20 protein-coding genes and 1 pseudogene are annotated in these 20,773 nt (G+C 73.3%); 7 read left to right on the top strand and 14 right to left on the bottom strand.

The features are described from left to right. Window positions 1–1,023, top strand: a pseudogene (locus KBX37_RS07120) (transposase); the annotation flags it as partial. A 132-nt stretch (window positions 1,024–1,155) separates the two neighbouring features. After that, on the top strand, window positions 1,156–1,737 hold the full coding sequence (locus KBX37_RS07115; protein WP_247657183.1) for an ABC transporter substrate-binding protein: 582 nt from the start codon (window positions 1,156–1,158) through the stop codon (window positions 1,735–1,737). 344 nt (window positions 1,738–2,081) lie between these two features. Here the strand turns inward: KBX37_RS07115 and KBX37_RS07110 are convergent, their stop codons facing one another. From KBX37_RS07110 to KBX37_RS07095, 4 genes are all read right to left on the bottom strand, one after another. Next, window positions 2,082–2,675, bottom strand: coding sequence for an ATP/GTP-binding protein (locus KBX37_RS07110; RefSeq protein ID WP_210775114.1), 594 nt, complete (start codon window positions 2,673–2,675; stop codon window positions 2,082–2,084). A gap of 1 nt (window position 2,676) precedes the next feature. After that, entirely contained in the window at window positions 2,677–3,054 is a 378-nt protein-coding gene (locus KBX37_RS07105; protein WP_210775124.1) for a DUF742 domain-containing protein, read from the bottom strand. A 102-nt stretch (window positions 3,055–3,156) separates the two neighbouring features. Next, window positions 3,157–3,561 (bottom strand): roadblock/LC7 domain-containing protein, encoded by a 405-nt coding sequence (locus KBX37_RS07100; RefSeq protein WP_132186590.1) that lies wholly within the window; start codon window positions 3,559–3,561, stop codon window positions 3,157–3,159. Then, window positions 3,558–7,214 carry a nitrate- and nitrite sensing domain-containing protein gene (locus tag KBX37_RS07095; RefSeq protein ID WP_210775113.1) on the bottom strand — a complete coding sequence of 1,219 codons (3,657 nt, stop codon included), beginning with the start codon at window positions 7,212–7,214 and terminating at the stop codon, window positions 3,558–3,560. The genes KBX37_RS07100 and KBX37_RS07095 overlap by 4 nt, the downstream gene beginning before the upstream one ends. Window positions 7,215–7,490: 276 nt before the next feature. Between KBX37_RS07095 and KBX37_RS07090 the strand changes: the two genes are divergently transcribed. Further along, window positions 7,491–8,009: an ATP-binding protein gene (locus KBX37_RS07090; protein WP_307848983.1), complete on the top strand. Its 519-nt coding sequence runs from the start codon at window positions 7,491–7,493 to the stop codon at window positions 8,007–8,009. Here the strand turns inward: KBX37_RS07090 and KBX37_RS07085 are convergent, their stop codons facing one another. After that, on the bottom strand, window positions 8,010–9,086 hold the full coding sequence (locus KBX37_RS07085; protein ID WP_210775111.1) for an adenosine deaminase: 1,077 nt from the start codon (window positions 9,084–9,086) through the stop codon (window positions 8,010–8,012). A 111-nt stretch (window positions 9,087–9,197) separates the two neighbouring features. Between KBX37_RS07085 and KBX37_RS07080 the strand changes: the two genes are divergently transcribed. Both KBX37_RS07080 and KBX37_RS07075 read left to right on the top strand, forming a co-directional pair. Beyond that, window positions 9,198–9,830 carry an RNA polymerase sigma factor gene (locus KBX37_RS07080; protein ID WP_210775110.1) on the top strand — a complete coding sequence of 211 codons (633 nt, stop codon included), beginning with the start codon at window positions 9,198–9,200 and terminating at the stop codon, window positions 9,828–9,830. Beyond that, window positions 9,763–10,413 (top strand): hypothetical protein, encoded by a 651-nt coding sequence (locus tag KBX37_RS07075; protein WP_210775109.1) that lies wholly within the window; start codon window positions 9,763–9,765, stop codon window positions 10,411–10,413. Before KBX37_RS07080 ends, KBX37_RS07075 begins: the two co-directional genes overlap by 68 nt. Before the next feature lie 55 nt (window positions 10,414–10,468). On the opposite strand, the gene KBX37_RS07070 is transcribed toward KBX37_RS07075, so the two are convergent. The 3 genes from KBX37_RS07070 to KBX37_RS07060 are packed head-to-tail and all read right to left on the bottom strand — an operon-like array spanning window position 10,469 to window position 12,062. Then, window positions 10,469–10,882 carry a PPOX class F420-dependent oxidoreductase gene (locus tag KBX37_RS07070; RefSeq protein WP_210775108.1) on the bottom strand — a complete coding sequence of 138 codons (414 nt, stop codon included), beginning with the start codon at window positions 10,880–10,882 and terminating at the stop codon, window positions 10,469–10,471. Next, window positions 10,879–11,448, bottom strand: a complete 570-nt coding sequence (locus KBX37_RS07065) for an NADPH-dependent FMN reductase (protein WP_210775107.1) — start codon at window positions 11,446–11,448, stop codon at window positions 10,879–10,881. The genes KBX37_RS07070 and KBX37_RS07065 overlap by 4 nt, the downstream gene beginning before the upstream one ends. After that, window positions 11,436–12,062: a YitT family protein gene (locus KBX37_RS07060; protein ID WP_210775106.1), complete on the bottom strand. Its 627-nt coding sequence runs from the start codon at window positions 12,060–12,062 to the stop codon at window positions 11,436–11,438. Before KBX37_RS07060 ends, KBX37_RS07065 begins: the two co-directional genes overlap by 13 nt. A gap of 55 nt (window positions 12,063–12,117) precedes the next feature. Here KBX37_RS07060 and KBX37_RS07055 point away from each other — a divergent pair, with 55 nt between their 5' ends. Together KBX37_RS07055 and KBX37_RS07050 are read left to right on the top strand one after the other, a co-directional pair. Further along, window positions 12,118–12,621, top strand: a complete 504-nt coding sequence (locus tag KBX37_RS07055) for a MarR family winged helix-turn-helix transcriptional regulator (protein WP_210775105.1) — start codon at window positions 12,118–12,120, stop codon at window positions 12,619–12,621. 48 nt (window positions 12,622–12,669) lie between these two features. Continuing rightward, the gene (locus KBX37_RS07050; RefSeq protein ID WP_210775123.1) at window positions 12,670–13,554 is read left to right on the top strand and encodes a putative RNA methyltransferase; all 885 of its coding nucleotides are present in this window, start codon (window positions 12,670–12,672) and stop codon (window positions 13,552–13,554) included. A 7-nt stretch (window positions 13,555–13,561) separates the two neighbouring features. Here the strand turns inward: KBX37_RS07050 and KBX37_RS07045 are convergent, their stop codons facing one another. The 6 genes from KBX37_RS07045 to KBX37_RS07020 form a co-directional block, all read right to left on the bottom strand. Next, window positions 13,562–14,242, bottom strand: a complete 681-nt coding sequence (locus KBX37_RS07045; protein WP_210775104.1) for a DUF4272 domain-containing protein — start codon at window positions 14,240–14,242, stop codon at window positions 13,562–13,564. A gap of 134 nt (window positions 14,243–14,376) precedes the next feature. Next, entirely contained in the window at window positions 14,377–15,657 is a 1,281-nt protein-coding gene (locus KBX37_RS07040) for a thymidine phosphorylase (RefSeq protein ID WP_210775103.1), read from the bottom strand. Window positions 15,658–15,712: 55 nt separating this feature from the next. Continuing rightward, a complete protein-coding gene (locus KBX37_RS07035; RefSeq protein ID WP_088964039.1) occupies window positions 15,713–16,423 on the bottom strand; it encodes a cytidine deaminase in 711 nt (236 codons plus the stop codon). Window positions 16,424–16,572: 149 nt separating this feature from the next. After that, window positions 16,573–17,853: an ABC transporter permease gene (locus KBX37_RS07030; protein WP_210775102.1), complete on the bottom strand. Its 1,281-nt coding sequence runs from the start codon at window positions 17,851–17,853 to the stop codon at window positions 16,573–16,575. Between the two features lie 3 nt (window positions 17,854–17,856). Further along, window positions 17,857–19,188 (bottom strand): ABC transporter permease, encoded by a 1,332-nt coding sequence (locus KBX37_RS07025; RefSeq protein WP_210775101.1) that lies wholly within the window; start codon window positions 19,186–19,188, stop codon window positions 17,857–17,859. Beyond that, window positions 19,185–20,699 carry an ABC transporter ATP-binding protein gene (locus KBX37_RS07020; RefSeq protein ID WP_307848984.1) on the bottom strand — a complete coding sequence of 505 codons (1,515 nt, stop codon included), beginning with the start codon at window positions 20,697–20,699 and terminating at the stop codon, window positions 19,185–19,187. The genes KBX37_RS07025 and KBX37_RS07020 overlap by 4 nt, the downstream gene beginning before the upstream one ends. Between the last annotated feature and the right edge of the window lie 74 nt (window positions 20,700–20,773).

Here is a 20,773-nt window from a genome sequence, read left to right as displayed (position 1 = left end):
ACCCTGACCACGGCGGCGATCAACAGCGCCCGCGCCGAGCGGCAGCGCACGGTCATCCCGCCCCGCCCGAAGACCAACGGCGCGTTGTCGGCGCCCACCGGCGGCTTCAGCGCCACCGCCCTGAGCATCCCGGTGCCGACCCCGCGCCCCGAGGCGGAGTCCGCTCCGCCCGGTTCCCGGGCGAACTGGCCGCTGGTCAACAACCCGGAGGACCCGGCCGACAGCTCCGCCAACAACCCGGTCGTGCCGTCATACGGCGAGCACGCGGGCCGGCAGGTGGACGCGCCGACCGACCCCGGCTCGGAGCGTCGGGTCACCCCGCCGTGGCTCGCCGACGACCTGCCGCCGGAGCCGCCGATGCTGCGGCTGGTCGAGCCGCCGCCGCTGGCGGACCGGGCCCTGCGCGACGGTCCGGCCCCGGGCGGCGACCCGCGCCTGGAGACGCCCCCGCGGCGGCTGGTCGACCGCGAGGAGGCGAGCCGGTCCGGGCGCGCCTCCCGGGCGGCCCGGCCGGCCCCGGAGCGCCGGCCCGAGCCGGCGGAGCGCCGCCCCGCGCCGATGGAGCACCGGCCTCCGCCGATCTCCGACGAGGGCGACGGCGACCTGCTGATCTTCGCGCAGGCCAGGTCCGCCTGGTTCGTCGGCCACAGCGAGGAGGAGTCCGAGCTGGACTGGTCGACCACCGCCGACACCGGTTGGCAGGCCGCCGAGCAGGCCGCTCGCCCGGCGGTCGGCGCGGAGACCACCGCCGGCCTGCCCAAGCGGGTCCCGCAGGCCAACCTGGTGCCCGGTTCGCCGCTGCGCGAGGAGCGTCCGCTGCGGATCGTCCGCGACGCGGCGAGCCTCGCCGAGAACACCACCGGCTACTTCCGCGGCTGGCGTCGCGGCCAGGAGATCGGCGGGTTCGCGGTCGGCGGACGACCGGGTCGTGAGTCGGCCGGCGGCTGGGACTTCAGCCGCGACCCGGCCGAGCGCGACGACGACCGCGAGTACGAGTTCCGGTCGGCCGGTTACCGTTCCTGAACCCGGCTAAAGCGCCTTCCACCTGCGTGTCCCTGCCCACACCCGGATAATTTGACGCCGGGTCGAGGCGGCCGGAAGCACACCGGCGGAACCGTCGGCGGCAGGTGACGCCGGGGTGGGAAGGCGACTCCAATGGCGGCACCGGCAATCGACTCCTCCGTGCTCACCCGACGGGGAGTGCTCACCGCGACGGCCAGCAGCCTGCTGCTGAGCGCCTGCGGGCAGGCGCAGCCGCAGGACGAGGCGGAGCCGGACGGGGTCGAGCTGGACCGCACCGTACGCCTGCCCCGCGCCGGCGCCGACGTCGCCCGCGCCGCCCGGGAGTCGGTGGCCGGTGACCCCGACGGCGTGGTGGTGTGGGCGGCGGCTCCGGACAGCAGCAGCGCCGCTCGCGCCCTGCGCCGGGCCCGCTGGCGCGGTCCGCTCTTCTTCGACGCGGCCGCGGTCGCCGAGGAGACCGTGGAGGGCAGCAACGCGTCCGCCATGGAGGGGGCGTACGTGGTGCACCCGACCTGCCTGACGGACCCCACCCTGATGGGTACACCGCCGCGCTGGCCCGACGCGAGCTGGTGTTCCGCTACATCCACGAGTACGGCGGGTTCAGCGGCTTCGCCCCGTACGCCTCCGACGCCCTCCAGCTCGTCGCCAACGCGGCCCGGCTGGGCAGCAGCGTCGACCGTGGACGGCTTCGGGCGTACCTGCAGACGCAGGTGACCGAGGGCATGGCCGGGTGGTACGCCTTCGCGCCGATCCGGCACGGCGGGATGGAGCGCGACTCGCTGGGCGTCTACCAGCTCACCCAGGGCGGCTGGGCCCGGGTCTCCTGACCCTCGGCCAGGCCCGCTCTCCCGACCTCTTCCCACCCGCAGCCCCGGGCACCGGCACCGCCGGCGCGCGGGGCTGCGGCGCGCGGGCCACGGTGCTCGCGGCTGTCGGTGCGTCCACTCTGGACCGGGTCAGCAGACGGCGAAGCGCCGCCACATCGAGTTCCGGCCGGCCCGGGACGCGCAGACGCGCCCGGCGTCGGCCGAAGCCGCCACCGGGCGCGTCGAGGCCGGTCAGGCCGGGGCGACCGCGCGCGTGCGGCGCATGGTCAGCACGTACTCGACCAGCGAGATCAGCACATGCTTGGTCGACTCCCGGTTCCGGGCGTCGCAGGCCACCACCGGCACGTCCGTCGAGATCGCCAGCGCGTCCCGGACGTCCTGCGGGTCGTGGTACTGCATCCCGTCGAAGCAGTTGATGGCCACCAGGTACGGCAGCCGCCGGTGCTCGAAGAAGTCGATCGCCGCGAAGCAGTCGGCCAGCCGGCGGGTGTCGACCAGGACGACGGCGCCGATCGCGCCGCGTACCAGCTCGTCCCACATGAACCAGAACCGCGTCTGGCCCGGCGTACCGAACAGGTACAGGATCAGGTCCCGGTCGATCGAGATCCGGCCGAAGTCCATCGCCACCGTGGTCGTCGTCTTGCCCGGCACCTGCCGGGTGTCGTCGACGCCCACGCCCGCGCTGGTCATGATGGCCTCGGTCGTCAGCGGCGTGATCTCCGAGACCGAGCCGACCAAGGTCGTCTTGCCGACGCCGAATCCACCGGCGATAACGATCTTCGCCGACGTCACGCGCCCGCTCGGGGCCGGCGGCCGGTGCGACATGTCAGAGCCTGCGAAGTCCACTCAGCACCCTCTCCAGCAGTTCAGTGCCCACCGCGTCGTCGGAGTCGTCCAGGATGGTCGGCTCGTGGACCGCGACCAGGCCATCCGTCGCCATGTCGGCGATGAGCACCCGGGCCACACCCAACGGAAGCTGCATTCGCGCCGCGATCTCGGCCAACGACTGCACGCGTCCGTCACACAGCGCGGCGATGTACTGGTGTTCGCGGCCCTGGCCGCCGTTGCCACCGGCAGCGGCGCGACCGCGCACCGTCGTCTCGACGAGCGCCTCCATGGCGATGTCGAGCCGGGGACGGGTACGACCACGGGTCACGGCGTATGGACGGACCAACGCTCCGGTTGGCTCGTCACGATCGGCCATGTCGCCGCTCACCTCCTTCGTACCCGGCACCGGCTCTCGCCCGGTGGAACCCGTCGTTGTTGTCGTGTCGTTGCTGCCGTGCCGACCCGGTGGTCAGCTCGGTCAGCCCATCATCCCGACGGCCGTGCGGGGCTGCGGGGTCAGCGCGTCGCCCACCCGGTCGACCAGCAGGGCCATCTCGTATCCGACCTGGCCCACGTCACTGCTGCGGGCGGCCAGCACCGCGAAGGAGGAACCGTCGGAGATGGACATCAGGAACAGGAAGCCGTTGTCCATCTCGACGACGGTCTGCAACACCGCGCCACCCTCGAAGCAACGGGCCGCGCCCTGGGTGAGGCTGACCAGACCGGAGGCGATGGCGGCCAACTGGTCGGCCCGGTCGCGCGGCAGGTCCCGTGAGGACGCGAGGAGCAGGCCGTCCGCGGAGACGGCGACCGCGTGCGCGACACCGGGCACCCGGTCGGCGAAGTTGGCGAGGAGCCAACCGAGATCCTGCGTAGTTGTCATCCTTCTTGCTCCTTCTGCCCGCTACCGGCCGCCGGGCCGGAGCCAGACTGCGAGGATTGCTGCCCTCCCGGAGTCGCCTCCGAGCTGGTGGGGTTGCTGTCCGAGGGGTTGCTGCGCCCGCGCTGCACGCCACGGTGGTAGGCCGAGAGCAGACCGCGCACCGCCTCGGGCGTACGCCGCTGCGCCGAGATGGTCGGCTTCTCCACCGCGCCCGGGACGAGCTGGGCCATCGGCGTCCGCTTCGGCAGACCGGTCTCGGTGGTGGCCGCCACCGGCACCTCGGAGGCCGCCACGGCGGCACGCCAGCCGTCGTCGGCCGCGGTCTGCCAGCCGGCCGACTGCGGGGCGGTGGGCCGGCGGGTGGGCAGACCCTCGGCCTGACCGGGGCGGCCGCCGCTGTTGGTCGCCGAGCCGTTGTCGCGCGGCGTCCCTCCGGCCATCGGAGTGTTTGCCATCGGTGCGTTACCTGTCGTCCGTGGTGCGGTGTTCGGGACGGAGCGACCGGAGGCGTCGACGGCGGGCATCTGCTGGGTCGCGGTGCCATTGGCCGCCGGCTTGGCGGCCGCGGCGGCAGCGGCCACCTCCTCCGGACCCGGCTTGCGGGAGGTACGGAACCAGGCCGACTCGAGCTCCCGGAAGATCGGCAGCTCCATCGTCTCGTCCGCGTACCGCTGCCGGTTCGCCGTCTCCTGCGGAGTCGGCGGCCGGTTCACCGGGGCCGGCTGCCCTGCGCGGACCTGGGGCGCGGCGGGCTGCGCAGTCGGCTGCCGCACGGCCGGCGGGGTGGCCGGCGCGGGCGGCTGAGCGGTCTGCTGGGTCGGCTCGGGGCGCGCCACCCGGGGCAGCTCCGTGGTCATGTCCAGCGCGGCGGCGAGCCGCTCGGGCACCGGCGGGGCGGCCTGCTCCTGGTTCGGCACCGGCGGCCAGGCCGGCGGGGCGGCCGGGCTCGGCGGGCTCTGCCGGGGCGGCGCGGACGCCGGCTGGGCGGAGACCGGGGCGGCCGACACGGGCTGCCCCGAGTACGGCTGGGCGGAGACCGGGTGCCCCGAGTACGGCTGGGCGGAGACCGGGTGCCCCGAGTACGGCGAGGCCGGCGGGGCGGAGTACGGCGAGGCCGGCGGAGCCGAGTACGGCGAGGCCGACACCGGCGGGCCCGAGTACGGCGAGGCCGAGACCGGGTTGCCGGAGACCGGGTAACCCGAGACCGGGGCGCCGGAGACCGGCGGGACCGGCGGCGCGCTGTAGGGGCGGGCCTCCGGGCTGCTCGGCAGCTGCCGCGGGATCACCGGTTGCTGGCCGGTGACCGGGTCGGTGTCGCCGGACCGCCGCTGCGGCAGCGGGTCGATCTGCTGGCCGTTGGAGGGGCGGGGCGCGAAGCCGTCGTTGCCGTTGAGCGCGCTGGCGCCGGTCAGGTCCGACCAGGCCGGCATGGCGCGCCCCCCGCCGGCGTTGGCCGGCGGGCCGTTCTGCGGGGCCGGCTCGAATGCCCGACCGCCGAGGGTGACCTGGTTGCCGGACTCGCCGGTACGCGGGGTCGGCGTCGGGCCGTTGCCCAGCGCCGGCAGCGCGCCGAAGGCGGGGGCCGCGCCGAAGGTCGGGGCCGCACCGAACTGCTGCGGGCCGGGCGTGGCCGCGGGCAGCGCCGGGACGGGCTGCCCACGACCGGTGAGCGCCCGCGGGACCAGCACGGAGGTGGGCATGGTGACCTCGGCCACCGTGCCGCGGTCGGCGCCGGGACGCAGCTCGACCTTGACGCCGTGTCGCGAGGCCAGCCGGGCGACCACGACCAGGCCCATCATCCGGGAGACGGCGACGTCGACCTGGGGCGGCGTGGCGAGCCGCTCGTTGAGGTCGCCCAGCTGCTCCGGGCTGATGCCGATGCCGCGGTCCTCGACGTAGAGGGTGGCCCGGTCGCCGATGCGGCGCGCCTCGACCATGACCTGCGAGTCCGGCGGGGAGAACGCGGTCGCGTTGTCGAACAGCTCGGCGACGAGGTGCACCATGTCGTTGACCGCGTGGGCGGCGACCTCGATGTCCCGGTCGATGATCCCGAACTCGATCCGGGTGTAGTGCTCGACCTCGGACTGCGCGGCGCGCAGCACGTCGATCAGGGCGGCCGGCTCGCGCTGCACCCGGGTGGAGTCGGCACCGGCGAGGACCAGCAGGTTCTCGTCGTTGCGGCGCATCCGGGTGGCCAGGTGGTCGAGCTGGAACAGCTCGGCGAGGCGGTCCGGGTCCTCCTCGCCGCGCTCGAGCCGGTCGAGGTGACCGATCAGCCGGTCGACCAGGATCTGCGAACGGCGGGCGAGGTTGACGAACATCGTCGCGACGGAGGAGCGCAGTGCGGCCTGCTCGGCGGCGGTGCGGACCGCCTCCAGGTGGACCGCGTTGAACGCCTCGGTCACCTGGCCGAACTCGTCCTTGCTGCGCACCGGCAGCGGCTCGGCGATCTGGTTGGCCAGCTGCGCCGGGGAGAGCTGGCCGCTGACCTGCGGGTCGCGCAGCCGGGCCACCGCCTGCGGCAGGCCGTACTGGGCGATGGACAGGGCGCCCTGGCGCAGGTCGCGCAGGGAGCGGGCCATCGACCGGGCGACCAGGTACGCGAAGAGGATCGCCAGCAGCAGCATGCTCAGCAGCAGGCCGGTCTCCAGGAAGACCTGGCGCTGCACGTCGGAGCGGAGTTCGTCGGCCTGCCGGACCACCTTGCCGTCGAGCTTGACCTCGACGGCACGGATCAGCGCGGCGTTGGCGACCATGGCGGCGTCCCACTGGTCCGTGCCGAACTCGACCCCGGCGATGCTCTCGGTGTCGCGGGACTTGATGAAACCGCTGTAGGCCTCCGCCTGGCGCAGGTCGGAGCCGGCGACGGTCTGCTTGAACAGCTCGCGCTCGGACTGGTTGGCGACCGACTGGAAGGTCTGCCGCGCCAGCTCCTCGCCCTTCTGGTTGGCGATGAAGTCGTCGCGCAGTGGCGCGATGTACGCCTTCTGCAGGAGCACCCGGTGCCCCGCCACGCGGCGCAGCGACAGGAACTCCTTGCTCCGCGCGACGGCGGCGGCAGCGCGCATCCGGTCGCTCAGGTCGTTGTCGCCGGCGAGCTGGGTGGCCGAGTCCCGGACGCTGATCAGCTGCTCGATCAGACCCTGGTACGACCCCACCGCGCCGCTGAGGCTGAACTTGCCGTTGTAGACCTGGCTCCGGGTGCCGGGCAGGTCGCTCAGCTCCTGGTCGATCCGGTCCAGCAGCGTCTCGAGGCTGGCCGGGAGATCATCGATCTCCAGCCGTTGCTGCGAGTACGGCGCCTTGGCCTGGTCGACCCGCTGGTTGACCCGGTTGTACGCCTCCTGGTACTGGTCCCGGGGCTGGCCCTTGGGCGCGCCCAGCAGCAGGACGGCGGCGGTGCGCTCGTCCTGGAGGCTGTTGACCAGGTCACCCGAGTACCCGACCAGGTTGGCCAGGTCGCCCGCCCGGTTGGCATTGTTGAGCGTCTGCAGGTGGTCCACCAGACCACTGGTGCCCACGACGACCGTGGCGATGGTCGGCACGATCATGATGAGACCGAGCTTGGACCAGATCGGCATGTCGCGGAGCCGGCCAGCCGGCCGGCGTAGCCGCGACAGGAAGGAGCCCGCCGTCTTCGGCCGTTTGCTCACGTCACCGCCCTCGCGATTCAGCGTCCCCGCGTTGCCACGGGCAACGCCCAGCGACCGACCCGGCGGGTCGGACCCCCGAGATTCCATCACGCCGCCCCCGAAAGAGAAAGCCCAGGTTGGCGGTCGCCGAAGGTGTGATGAGATGTTGATGCAATTTGATAGCAATCCGTCTGGCCGGAGTTACCGAACGTAATGGAATATCGTCACCGCGTCGTCCTGCTCGCTGGCCCCTCCGGCTCCGGAAAGTCGTATATAGCCCATCGAACCGGACTTCCGGTGCTCTGCCTGGACGACTTCTACAAGGACGGCGATGACCCTACGTTGCCGCGCCAGAACGGACAGGTGGACTGGGACTCGTCCGACTCGTGGGATGCCGGGACGGCCGTGGACACAATTGCCCGACTGGCCCAGGAGGGCAAGGCCGAAGTGCCGGTTTATGCGATCGGTGCCGACCGACGGGTGGCCACCCGGCCATTCGAGGTGGCCGGATCGCCACTTTTCGTCGCCGAAGGGATCTTCGCCGCCGAGATCGTCGAGGAGTGCCGCCGCCGGGGGCTGCTGGCCGGGGCGTACGCGCTGCGGCGCCCGCGCGGCACGACCTTCGTCCGCCGGCTGACCCGCGACCTCGCCGAGCAGCGCAAGGCGCCGAAGGTCGTGCTGCGGCGCGGGGTGGCGCTGCTGCGCGCCGAGCCGGCGGTGCTGCGCCGGCAGACCGGGCTGGGCGCCGAGGCCGCCCGTGCGCGCGAGGTGCTGCGGCGGGTGGCCGGCCTGGTCGCCAGCCACCCGCACCACTGATCAGGCCAGCAGCTTCGCGTACGCCGGCTTGATCACCTCGTCGATGATCCGCAACCGCTCGTCGAACGGGATGAAGGCGCTCTTCATGGCGTTGATGGTGAACCACTGGAGCTCCTTCCAGCCGTAGCCGAAGGCGTCCACCAGCAGCGCCATCTCCCGGGACATCGAGGTGCCGCTCATCAGCCGGTTGTCGGTGTTGACCGTGACCCGGAACCGCAGGTCGCGCAGCAGCCCGATCGGGTGGTCGGCGATCGACCTTGCGGCACCGGTCTGCACGTTCGACGACGGGCACAACTCCAGCGGGATGCGCTTGTCCCGCACGTACGCGGCCAGCCGGCCGAGCACCGGCGGCGGCCCGGGGGTGATGTCGTCGACGATCCGTACCCCGTGCCCGAGCCGGTCCGCGCCGCACCACTGGATGGCCTGCCAGATCGAGGGCAGCCCGAACGCCTCGCCGGCGTGGATGGTGAAGTGGAAGTTCTCCCGCTGCAGATACTCGAAGGCGTCCAGGTGGCGGGTGGGCGGGAAGCCCGCCTCGGCGCCGGCGATGTCGAAGCCGACCACCCGGGTGTCCCGGTGCCGCACCGCCAGCTCGGCGATCTCCTGCGAGCGTGCGGCGTGCCGCATCGCGGTCAGCAGGGTGCCGATCCGGATGGGCGTGCCGGCCGCGGCGGCCTGCTCGCTGCCCTCGACGAAGCCGGCCACCACGGCCTCGACCACCTCGTCCAGGGTGAGGTGCTGCTCCAGGTGCTGCTCCGGAGCGAACCGCACCTCGGCGTAGACCACCCCGTCGGCGGCCAGGTCGAGCGCGCACTCCCGGGCCACCCGGCGCAGCGCCGGCGCGGTCTGCATGACGGCGACGGTGTGCGCGAAGGTCTCCAGGTAGCGCTCCAGCGAACCCGAGTTCGCCGCCTCCACGAACCAGCGGCCGAGCGCCTCCGGGTCGGTGGTGGGCAGCTCGTGACCGACCTCGGCGGCGAGTTCGACGACCGTCGCCGGCCGCAGGCCGCCGTCGAGATGATCGTGCAGCAGCGCCTTGGGGACCTTGACGATGTCCTCGTATCGGATTGCGACCATGCTCAGACCCTAGTCAGCCCCCGACCGGCCCAGGGACGGGACCGCCGGGCCGGCGCGTCGCCGTGAACCGCACCACCCCGTACGGACATGACAGGGCATGGAGGGCGCGACATGACTGACGACCGAGAGCTCTGGACCCGGAGCCTCGACGGTGACACCACGGCCTTCGGCACGCTCTTCGAGCGGCACGCGGACGCGGTGTTCGGCTACTGCCTGCGGCGTACGGGGGTGTGGTCGGCCGCGGAGGACCTGGTCTCGGTGGTGTTCCTGGAGGCCTGGCGGCGAAGACGGGCGATGGTGCCGTACGGCGCGACCGTCCTGCCCTGGCTCTACGGCATCGCGCTGGGCGTCAGCCGCAACCATCACCGGTCGCTGCGGCGGCACCGGGCCGCGCTGGACCGGGTGCCGCCGCCCGAGCCCGCCGCCGATCACGCCGACGCGGTCGTCGAGCGGGTGGACGCCGAGCGGCGGGTCGCCGCCGTGCACCGCCACCTCGCCGGGCTCGCCCGCCGGGACCGGGAGGTGGTGGAGGCCTGTGTCTGGCTCGGACAGACCCAGGCCCAGGCCGCCGTCACGCTCGGCATCCCGCTGGGCACCGTCAAGTCCCGCCTGGCCCGGGCGCACCGTCAACTGCGCACCGGCGTGCTCGCCGACCTCGAGATGGAGGACCAACCCGATGGACCACAGTCCGCTCCGCCCGCATCTGCCGCACCTGCCCGCCGAACGGGTCCGCGTACGCCGTGACGCGCTGCTGCGCGAGATCGCCCCGGCGCGGCGGCGACCGGTGACCGCCGCGCGGCGGCGACTCGCCGTCGTCGCCGTCGGGCTCGCGACGCTGGCCGCGGCCGGCACGGCGGCGGTGGTCGCCGGCCGCCCGCAGGCACCCGCGGGGACGGCGACGACGCCGTCGGCGAGCGCGTCGGCCTCCGACGGCACCGTCACGGTGACCCTGGCCGACGCCGCCGACCCGGCCCGGATCAACGAGGAGCTGCGCCGGACCGGGGTCCGGGCGACGCTGGTCAAGACCCGACCGGAGGCCGCCTGCCCGCCCGAGGACCGGGGCACCGAGGTACAACAGGACCTTCCCGTCATACTCGGGCCGGACGCCGCCGTGACCTTGAACAGTCCCGAGGCCGGGCTGCTGACGATCCATCCGGACCGGATCCCGGCGGGGCTGATGCTCGCGGTGCATCTGCGCCAGCAGGAGGTGAACGGCAGCTATCTCTCGGGCTGGTCGTTCTATCGGCTGCCCGGGCCCGGCTGCGTGGTCGCCGGGGCGTACCGGACGTTCGACGAGCCGGCGCCGAGCGGGAGCGGTCCCCGCTGACCGGGCCGGTCGAGACGGCCCACGGACGCGACACGGGGCGCGACCGTGGACCGGCTCAGGGTCGCCAGCCGTAGACGCGGTCGACGGCCAGTCGGATCACCAGGCGACCGTCGGCGACCATCGCGGCCCGGTACTCCGCCCAGTCGGGGTGCTCGCCCCGGATCCGGCGGTAGACCTCGACCAGCTCCTGGACGGTGGCGTCGTCCTCGGTCACGGCGGGCGGGGTCAGGGTGGCGGTCCCCTCGGCGACGGCGTACGCGCCGCCGTCTCCGGTGGTGACGTGGAGGCTGGCCCGGGGGTCGCGGCGCAGGTTGCGGGCCTTGGCCCGGTCGCCGACGGTCGAGCAGCGGATCAGGTCCGGCTCGGCGAGGTAGTCGAGGTTGGACAGCTGGGGCCGGCCGTCGCGGCGCAGCGTCACCAGCACGCCGCGACCCCGCTCACCGAAGAGCTCCCACAGCCGGGCGGTCACGCCGTCACCCGCACCGGGGCGAGGGCGGCGGCCAGCCGGGCCACCTCGTCCAGCATCAACTCGGCGGCGGCCTCCCGGTCCGGATCCGGGACGAGCCGACCGTCCTCGTCGAGCGCGCGGCGCAGGAAGATCGGCACCGAGTCGTTGACCGGCATCATGTTCAACGTGGTCACCACCTGCTTGATCATCTGCACCGCGCGCAGGCCACCGGAGGTCATGCCGTAGCTGACGAAGCCGACCGGCTTGTACCGCCACTCGTGGTACAGGAAGTCGATCGCGTTCTTCAGCGGGGCGTTGAAGCCGTAGTTGTACTCCGGCATGACGAAGACGAAGGCGTCGGCCGCGGCGGTGAGACTGCTCCACCCCCGGGTGTGCGAGTGCACGTAGCGCCCCTCGGAGGGGTGGTGCGGCTCGTCGTGGAACGGCAGCCCGATCTCGGCGAGGTCGACCAGACGTACGTCGTCGAAGGCGCCGTGCCGGACGGCGGCCGTGACGAACCAGTCGCCGATCCGGCGGCCGACCCGGCCGGGTCGGGTGCTCGCGACGATGACGTTCAGGCGGGGCATGGGGAGGCACTCCTGTCGGACGATCCGGCCGGGGCCGGGAGGGCGAATGTCGGGATGAGGTGGTGGACGATCGGCCCGATGCCGACCGCGTAGAGCAGGGTTCCCGGGCCGACCGCGCCACCGAGGAGCCAGCCGACGGCGAGCACCGCGAGCTCGATCAGGGTGCGCACCCGACGGATCGGCAGGCCCCGGGCGGCGAGACCGGTCATCAGGCCGTCGCGTGGGCCGGGCCCGAGGCGGGCGCCCAGGTAGAGCGCGGTGGCCACCCCGTTGAGCACGATCCCGGCGACGAGCAGCGCGATCCGCAGGGTCAGCGGACCGACCTGCGGCAGCACGGCGAGGGCGGCGTCGACGGCCAGGCCGACCACGACCGCGTTGCCGACGGTGCCGACACCGGGGCGTTGCCGCAGCGGGATCCAGAGCAGCAGCACGGCCACCGCCACGGCGTTCACCACCAGGCCGAGCGGCAACCCGGTCCACTCGGCCAGCCCCTGGTGCAGCACGTCCCAGGAGGCCAGGCCGAGGTCGGCGCGGACCAGCAATGCCACGCTGACGCCGAAGAGAACCAGGCCGGACAGCAGCCGGGCGAACCGCGTCGGCAAAGTCGTTGACATGTCATCAACCTAACCAGGGTTGGGTGACATGTCAACAATCGGCTAGGCTGGCCCCATGGACGCACCGCGCTGGCTGGACGACCGCGAGGACCGCGCCTGGCGCGGCTACCGCCGGATGCGCCGGCTGCTCGACCTCGAGCTGGCCCGCGACCTGATGCGCGACGCCGGGCTCTCCGAGCCCGACTACGACGTGCTCTCCGACCTCTCCGAGGCGCCGGACGGGCGGCTGCGGCTGGGCGAGCTGGCCGACCGCATGCTCTGGTCGCGCAGCCGCCTCTCCCACCACCTGAGCCGGATGCAGCAGCGCGGGCTGGTCGTCCGCGAGGAGTGCGCCACCGATGGCCGTGGCTCGGTGGTCGTGCTCACCGCCGAGGGCCGACGGGCGATCGAGGCCGCCGCCCCCGGCCACGTCGCCGCCGTCCGCCGGCACCTGATCGACCTGCTCGAGCCGGACGAACTGGCCGCGCTCGACCGGCTCACCCACCGGGTCGTCGACCGGCTGGCCGGGAGCGGCGACGCCGGTCGCGCGTCCAGCCGGGGCCCCGAGCCGCTCACGTAGGCTCACCGGGTGACCGCGCCGCACCCGCCCGAGCAGCCCGGGACCGGGATGCCCCCGGCCGTGCTGGCCCGGCTGCGCTGCCCGGTCTGCGCCGAACCACTGGCCCCGGCCCCCGACACCCGCGCGCTGCGCTGCCCGCGCCGGCACAGCTTCGACGTCGCCCGGCAGGGGTACGTCAACCTGCTCACCGGTCGCGCCCCGCACGTCGGCGACACCGCCGACATGGTCGCCGCCCGGGTGGACTTCCTGGCCGCCGGGCACTACGACGTCATCTCCGCCGCGCTGGCCGAGGCGGCCACCCGGGTCGTCGGCTCGACAGGCGCCGGCCGGCGGGCGGACGGCGAGCCGGGCGTCGGGGCGTACCCGCTGGTGGTGGACGCCGGGGCGGGGACCGGCCGGCACCTCGCCGCGGTGCTGGCGGCGCTGCCCGACGCGGTGGGTCTGGCCCTGGACGTCGCCAAGCCGGCGCTGCGCCGCGCGGCCCGGGCCCACCCGAGGGCCGCGGCGGCGCTGGCCGACACCTGGCAGCGGCTGCCGCTCGCCGACGCCTCGACCGCCGTGCTGCTGAACGTCTTCGCCCCGCGCAACGGCGCGGAATTCCACCGGGTCCTCGACCCGGCCGGGGCGCTGCTGGTGGTCACCCCGACCGACGCGCACCTCGCCGAGCTGGTCGACGCACTCGACCTGCTGCGGGTGGACCCGGCCAAGGCGGACCGGGTCGCCGACAGCCTGGCCGGTCACTTCACCGAGGAGCGCGGCGCCACGCACACCGCCCGGCTACGGCTGAGCCGGGCCGAGGTGGCGACCCTGGCCGGGATGGGCCCCAGCGCCTGGCACACCGACCCGGAACGGCTCGCCGCCCGGATCACCGCGCTGCCGGAGCCGGTCGCGGTCACCGCCGCCGTCCGGCTCACCGTCTGGCGGCCGCGCTGACCCCCGCTCAGGTGGAAAGGTCGACCTCTTCCCAGCCCGGCGGCTCGTCGTGGTACGGCCCGCGCAGCATCACCGCCCACTCCAGCGCCCAGCGCCGCTGGCCGATCGCGTTGGCGTCGACCAGCCCCGGCAGCGACTGACCGCGCTGCTCCGCCTCCAGGTACGCCCAGTCCAGGCAGTAGTGCAGATCGAGCAGGGCGGCGGCGTCGGCCGGGTGCTGCGGCGCGGCCAGGATCCGGGCCCGCCACTGGCCGAACGTCTCCCCACCGGCGAGGTGCGGCATCCGCTCCACCAACCGCTCGTCGACCGGGATGGTCGGGTCGAGCTGCTTGCTCAGGCCGAGCACCCAGGCCAGCGAGAAGAGCGCGTCGTGGTGCAGCACGAACGAGCGGTGGTCGCCCTTGCCGCCCATCACGAACTGCCACTCGGGCGGCGTGACCATCTCGACCAGGTGCGAGTCGAGCAGCCAGCTCATCGCCGCCTGCGGCGGCATCCCGAAGCAGCGGGCCAGGATCAGGTGCAGGATCGCGATCCGCGCCTCGATCTCCCCGGTGGGACGCAACTCGATCTCGTCGCCCGGCTCCCACACCAGCGGAAACTGGGGCGGCGGCAACGGCAGGCGCAACCGGGACAGCTCGTCCAGGCTCGCCTCACGGACTTCCCGGGGATCGGGGGCGGGTACCAACACGGTCGAAGTCCCTGTCTGCTCGCGCCGGCGTCACCGCCGGCCTCTCCCCCTGGGCTGGGAGAATAGCGCCCGTGGCGGGTCGGCACCATGCCGAGGTTCCCCCACCGGCCGACCGGTCGCGGGCGGTCGGCCGTTCAGCCGATCCGCTCGATGACCAGCGACGACGGGGTCGGCGCGGTGGGCGCCAGGTGGACCGCCAGCTCGACCTCGGCCCGCGCCGCCGGGATCCGGGTGGCCTGGTCGGCGCGGAGCTCGTAGAGCGGGTCGCCGGCCCGGACCGGGTCGCCGGGCCGCTTGTGCAGCACCACGCCCGCCGCGGCGCTGACCGGGTCCTCCTTGCGGGCCCGCCCGGCGCCGAGCCGCCACGCGGCCACCCCGACCGCGTACGCGTCGACGGACTCGACGAAGCCGTCGGCCTGGGCGCGGACCACCTCGACCTCGTTGGCGGTCGGCATCGGCGCGTCCGGGTCGCCGCCCTGGGCGCGGATCATCCTGCGCCAGGCGTCCATCGCCCGCCCGTCGCGCAGCGCGGCGGCCGGGTCGGCGTCCGGCAGGCCGGCCGCGTCCAGCATCTCCCGGGCCAGCGCCAGGGTCAGCTCCACCACGTCGGCCGGGCCACCCCCGGCCAGCACCTCCACCGACTCGGTCACCTCGACCGCGTTGCCGACGGTCAGGCCGAGCGGGGTGGACATGTCGGTGAGCAGGGCGACGGTCCGCACGCCGTGCGCGCCGCCCAGCTCGACCATCGTCCGGGCCAGTTCCCGCGCGTCGTCGACGGACTTCATGAACGCGCCGGAACCGACCTTGACGTCGAGCACCAGCGCACCGGTGCCCTCGGCGATCTTCTTGCTCATGATCGAGCTGGCGATCAGCGGGATCGCCTCGACGGTGCCGGTGACATCGCGCAGCGCGTACAGCTTGCGGTCGGCCGGGGCCAGCCTCTCGCCGGCCGCGCAGATCACCGCGCCGACCTCGCGCAGCTGGGAGATGAACTCCTCGTTGCTCAGCGCCGCCCGCCAGCCGGGGATCGACTCCAGCTTGTCCAGCGTGCCGCCGGTGTGCCCGAGGCCGCGCCCGGACAGCTGCGGCACCGCGCCGCCGCAGGCCGCGACCAGCGGGGTGAGCGGCAGGGTGATCTTGTCACCGACGCCGCCGGTGGAGTGCTTGTCCACGGTCGGCCGGGCCACCGGCGAGAGGTCCAGCCGCTCGCCGCTGGCGATCATCGCGGCGGTCCACCGGGCGATCTCCGGCGGGGTCATCCCGCGCAGCAGGATCGCCATGGCCAGCGCCGACATCTGCTCGTCCGCGACCAGCCCCCGGGTGTACGCGTCGACCACCCAGTCGATCTGGGCGTCGCTCAGCACTCCCCCGTCCCGCTTGGTACGGATGACGTCGACCGCCGTGAACGCACTCATCGTCGAGTTCCTCTGCTTGTCGGTTCTGCTGGTGGGCGGTACGCCGCGCAGGGGTTCAGCCCGCGGGCCAACGGGTGGGGATCTCCATCGGCGGTTCGCCCTCGCCGGCCCAGAAGATGGTGCCGCTCGCGTCGACCACCACCACCCGGGGCGTCCGGGCGTGCCCCCAGGTGATCGCCTCGGCGGGCTCGTCCCAGCTCGGGCCCTCCTCCAGCACCCCGGTCTCGGCGCCCTCGGCGTCCCCCGCCGACCGCTCCCAGTACGCCGTCCAGACCTGCTGCCCGGCGGACATGTCGGGGTGCACGAAGACGGTCCCCCGCCCCCGCCAGGCGGCCAGCCGCTCCGGCACCACCGGAACCGGCTGCTCCCCGGTCACCGCCTCGATGTCGGCCACGTCGAAGGCGTGCGGCAGCAGCTCCGCCATGCGCAGCGGCCGGCCCTTGGACTCGACCAGGCACTCCGGCCCGCCGTTCTCCCAGAGCAGCTGCCGGCAGCGCCCGCACGGCATCAGCGGCTCGCCGGTGGCGTCGACGCAGGACATCGCGACGAGCCGGCCACCGCCGCTGGCGTGCAGGGCGGAGACCACCCCGCACTCGGCGCAGAGCGTGACGCCGTACGCGGCGTTCTCCACGTTGCAGCCGGTCACCACCCGGCCGTCGTCGACCAGGGCGGCCGCCCCGACCGGGAACTTCGAGTACGGCACGTACGCGTGCCGCATCACCTCGGTGGCGGCGGCCCGCAGTCGCTCCCAGTCGATCTCGGTCATCCCACCATTCTGCCCAAGTCAGGCTGGTCGGGCGCGGGAAGGGGTACCCCTGGTGTCCGCCGACACCCGCCCGCACCCGCCCGGCCCGGAAACGACCGTGCCCGGCGGGGCATCCCCCACCGGGCACGGATCTGGCTTCTGCCGAAGGCTCAGCCCTTGATGTACGGCTTGCCGTCCGCTGCGGGAGCGCGCACCCGGCCGACCAGGCCGGCCACCGCCAGGATCGTCGCCAGGTACGGCAGCATCGCCAGGAACTGGCTCGGGATGCTGCTGCCGATCGCGCCCAGGTAGGTGGCGAGCTGGTCGGCGAAGCCGAAGAACAGGGCCGCGAGCAGCGCCCCGGTCGGGCTCCACCGGCCGAAGATCAGCGCGGCCAGGGCGATGAAGCCCTTACCGCCGATCATGTTCTTGGTGAAGCTGTAGAGCGCCAGCGTGTAGGAGGCGCCGCCGATGCCGGCGACCACGCCCGCCAGCAGCACGTTGCGGTAGCGCAGCCCCAGCACCTTGACGCCGAGGGTGTCCGCCGCGGTCGGGTGCTCGCCCACCGAGCGGGTCCGCAGGCCCCACCGGGTGCGGAACAGCGCGATGTGGATGACCAGCACCAGCAGCAGGCCCAGGTAGAGGAAGATATTGCCGCGGAACAGCGCCGGCCCGATCAGCGGGATGTCCTTGAGCAGCGGGATCTCCCAGTTGGTGAAGCGGGGAGCGCTGTTGTACTTCTGTGCGTTGGTCTGCATCAGCCGCTCGTAGAGGAAGCCGGTGATGCCGACCGCCAGCAGGTTCAGCACGACACCCATGACCACCTGGTCGACCAGGTAGCGGATCGCGAAGACCGCCAGCAGCAGCGAGATGAACGCCCCGCCGATCGCCGCCGCGACCAGGCCGACCCAGACGCTGTTGAACATGCTGCCGAAGAGCGCGCCACTGAAGGCGCCCATCAGCAACTGTCCCTCGATCGCCACGTTGACCACGCCGGAGCGCTCGCAGAGCACGCCGGCCAGCGCGCCGAAGATCAGCGGCAGGGCCAGGATGAAGGTGCCCCGGACGATGTTGACCAGCGGCATGAAGTTGCGGCCCTCGGGGGCGGCCGACACCTGCCAGCAGAGGAAGCTCAGCACGAAGGCGACCAGCCCGACGCCGAGCGCCAGGGTGAACCAACGCTTCGGGATCCCGGCCAGCAGGGCGGCGCCGGCCGCGGCGGCGATGATCCCGAAGAGGATCGCGCCGACCGTGCCGTTGATCTCCAGTGCCGCGCCGCCCTCGGTCTCGCTGAGGGTGAAGCGCGCCTGCCGGTCGGTGGCGAGCGCCCCGAAGAGCGCGGCGGCGAGCAGGCCCAGCGCCAGCAGGACCGCGCCGATCTTGCGGTTGCGCGTCCAGAACCCCTCGTCGACCGTGGCGACGGCGACGTCGGGGACAGCCATGGTGGACATGCCTTACCAGCCCTTCGCCAGGCTCGTCTGCAACCGGGCGGCGCGGGCGGCCCGGAGCTGGAAGATCGCCTTCACCAGGGCCGGTGCGGCGATGAAGATGACGATCAGCGCCTGGAGCACGGTGACCAGCTCCAGCGAGATCCCCGAGTACGACTGCATCCGGTTGCCGCCGGCCTGGAGCGCGCCGAAGAGCAGCGCCGCCAGCAGCACGCCCCACGGCTTCACCCGGCCGAGCAGGGCCACCAGGATGCCGTCGAAGCCGATCTGCGCGACCACCAGCGGGGTCAGCGCGTTCGCCGTCGAGCCGAGCACCATCTGGCTGCCGCCGAGACCGGCGAGCAGGCCGGAGATCACCATGATCAGCACGTACGTCCGGGTGACGCTGATGCCGGCGGTGCGGGCGGCGTCTGGGTTGGCGCCGACCGCGCGCAGCTCGAAGCCGAGCGTCGAGCGGTTGAGCAGCCAGGCGACGAACCAGGTGACCAGCACCGCGAGCAGGATGCCGGTGTGCACCCGCAGGTCGTCGCCGAGCAGTCGGGGCAGCTGGGCCGAGGAGTCGACCGGCTTGCTGATCGCGTCGGAGCGCTCCGGGTTCTGCACCCCGTTCTGGATGATGACCCAGGAGAGGAAGTAGACCGCGACGTAGTTGAGCATGATCGTGTTGATCACCTCGTGCGCGCCGGTCCGGGCCTTGAGAATGCCGGGGATGAAGCCCCAGACCGCACCGCCCACGGCGCCGGCGATCAACGCGACGAGCAGGTGCACCACCGGCGGCAGCGGCAGCGCGAACCCGGCCACCGCGGCGAGGATGACACCCATGGTCGCCTGGCCCTGGGCGCCGATGTTGAACAGGCCGCCCCGGAAGGCGAGCGCGACCGAAAGACCGGTGAAGACCAGCGGCGCGGTGTAGGTGAGCGTCTCGGAGATCGGGCTCAGCACCGCCTGGAAGCCGGACGCCTCGGGGTCGAAGACGGCGCCCTTGAACAGGTTCGCGTACGCCTCGCTGACCACCGTCCAGCTGGAGTTGATCGCGTCGCCGGGCCGGGCCGTGATGTAGCTGTAGGTGGCCAGCACCTCCGGGTCGGACACGATGATCAGGACCGCCCCGAACAGCATCGCCAGCACCAGGGCGAGCACCGTCACGGTGACCGTGTTGGCGGCCCAGAGGTTGTCCAGGAAGAGCCGGCCCAGGGTGGGGCGCGGCTGCTCCGTGGGCTGCTTCGGGGCGGTCATGGTCGCGCCGCGGTCGGTGTTGCCCGCCGCGGTCTGCGCCGCCTGCGCCTCGGTCGCCGGCTCCTTGTCCGGGGAGCCCGACACCGGGTTTGGGTCAGTCATGCCTCGTCCTCGTTACCAGGGCCTTCGGGGGCGGGGGCCACGGCACCCCCGGGCTCGCCGGCGGCGTCCGGGGTGATGCCGGCCATCAGCAGGCCGATCTCCTCGCGCGGGGTGTCCGGGCCGACGACGCCGATGATCCGGCCGCGGTACATGACCGCGATCCGGTCGGCCAGGCCGATCACCTCGTCCAGCTCGCTGGAGACCACCATGACGGCGGTGCCCACGTCCCGCTCGCGGATCACCTGGCTGTGGATGAACTCGATCGAGCCGACGTCCACGCCCCGGGTCGGCTGGGCGGCGATGAAGAGCTTCAGCGGCCGGGACAGCTCCCGGGCCACGATCACCTTCTGCTGGTTGCCGCCGGAGAGGGTGCCCACCGAGGCGTCGGCCGAGGAGGTACGGACGTCGAACTGCGCGATCCGCTCCCTGGCCGACTTCGCGATGGCGTCCGGCTTGAGGGCCAGGCCCTTGCCGAAGGGCGGCCGGTCGTAGATGTCCAGGACCAGGTTCTCCGCGACGGAGAACTCCTTGACCAGGCCGTCGACGCTGCGGTCCTCGGGGACGTAGCCGACGCCGGCGCGCAGCACCTTCTTGGTGGACCAGCCGTGCATCGGCTCACCGTCGAGGGTGACCGTGCCGGCGAGCGCCGGGCGCAGGCCCATGATCGCCTCGATCAGCTCGGTCTGGCCGTTGCCCTGCACGCCCGCGACGCCGAGCACCTCGCCGGCATGCACGGTCAGGTCGACGCCGTCGACCGCGCGGATCCGCCGGTCGTCGTCGACCACCAGGCCGGAGACCTGGAGCACCGGCTTGCCGGGGGTGGCCGGCTGCTTGTCCACGGTGAGCCGGACGCTGCGCCCCACCATCAGCGCGGCCAGCTCGTCCCGGCTCGCCTCCGGGGAGGCCGTGCCGACGGTCTTCCCGCGCCGGATCACGGTGATCCGGTCGGCGATGGCCTTGACCTCGCCGAGCTTGTGGGTGATGAAGACGATCGACTTGCCGGCGGCCTTCAGCGACCGCATGACCGTGAGCAGTTCCTCGGTCTCCTGCGGGGTGAGCACCGCCGTCGGCTCGTCCAGGATGAGCAGGTCGACGTCGCGGGTGAGCGCCTTGACGATCTCGACCCGCTGCTGGATGCCGACCGGCAGGTCCTCGATCACCGCGTCCGGGTCGACCCGCAGGTTGTACCGCTCGGAGACCTCGGCCACCTCGCGGCGGGCCCGGCGGCGGTCCAGGAAGCCGGCGATGCCGCCCCTGACCTGCTCGGCGCCGAGCATGATGTTCTCGGCGACCGTGAAGACCGGCACCAGCATGAAGTGCTGGTGCACCATGCCGATCCCGGCCGCGATCGCGTCGGAGGGGCCCTTCAGCTTCAGCGGCTGGCCGTCGACCAGGATCTCGCCCTCGTCGGGCTGGTAGAGCCCGTAGAGCACGTTCATCAGGGTCGACTTGCCGGCGCCGTTCTCGCCGAGCAGGGCGTGGATCTCTCCAGGCTCCACCGTCAGGTCGATGTGGTCGTTGGCGACCAGATCACCGAACCGCTTGGTGATGCCGCGCAGTTCGAGTCTCAGCGCAACCTCCTGGA

This window comes from Micromonospora sp. U56 (genome assembly GCF_018070095.1).
Lineage (GTDB): Bacteria > Actinomycetota > Actinomycetes > Mycobacteriales > Micromonosporaceae > Micromonospora > Micromonospora purpureochromogenes.
This window is presented reverse-complemented; position numbering and strand designations above follow the sequence as displayed.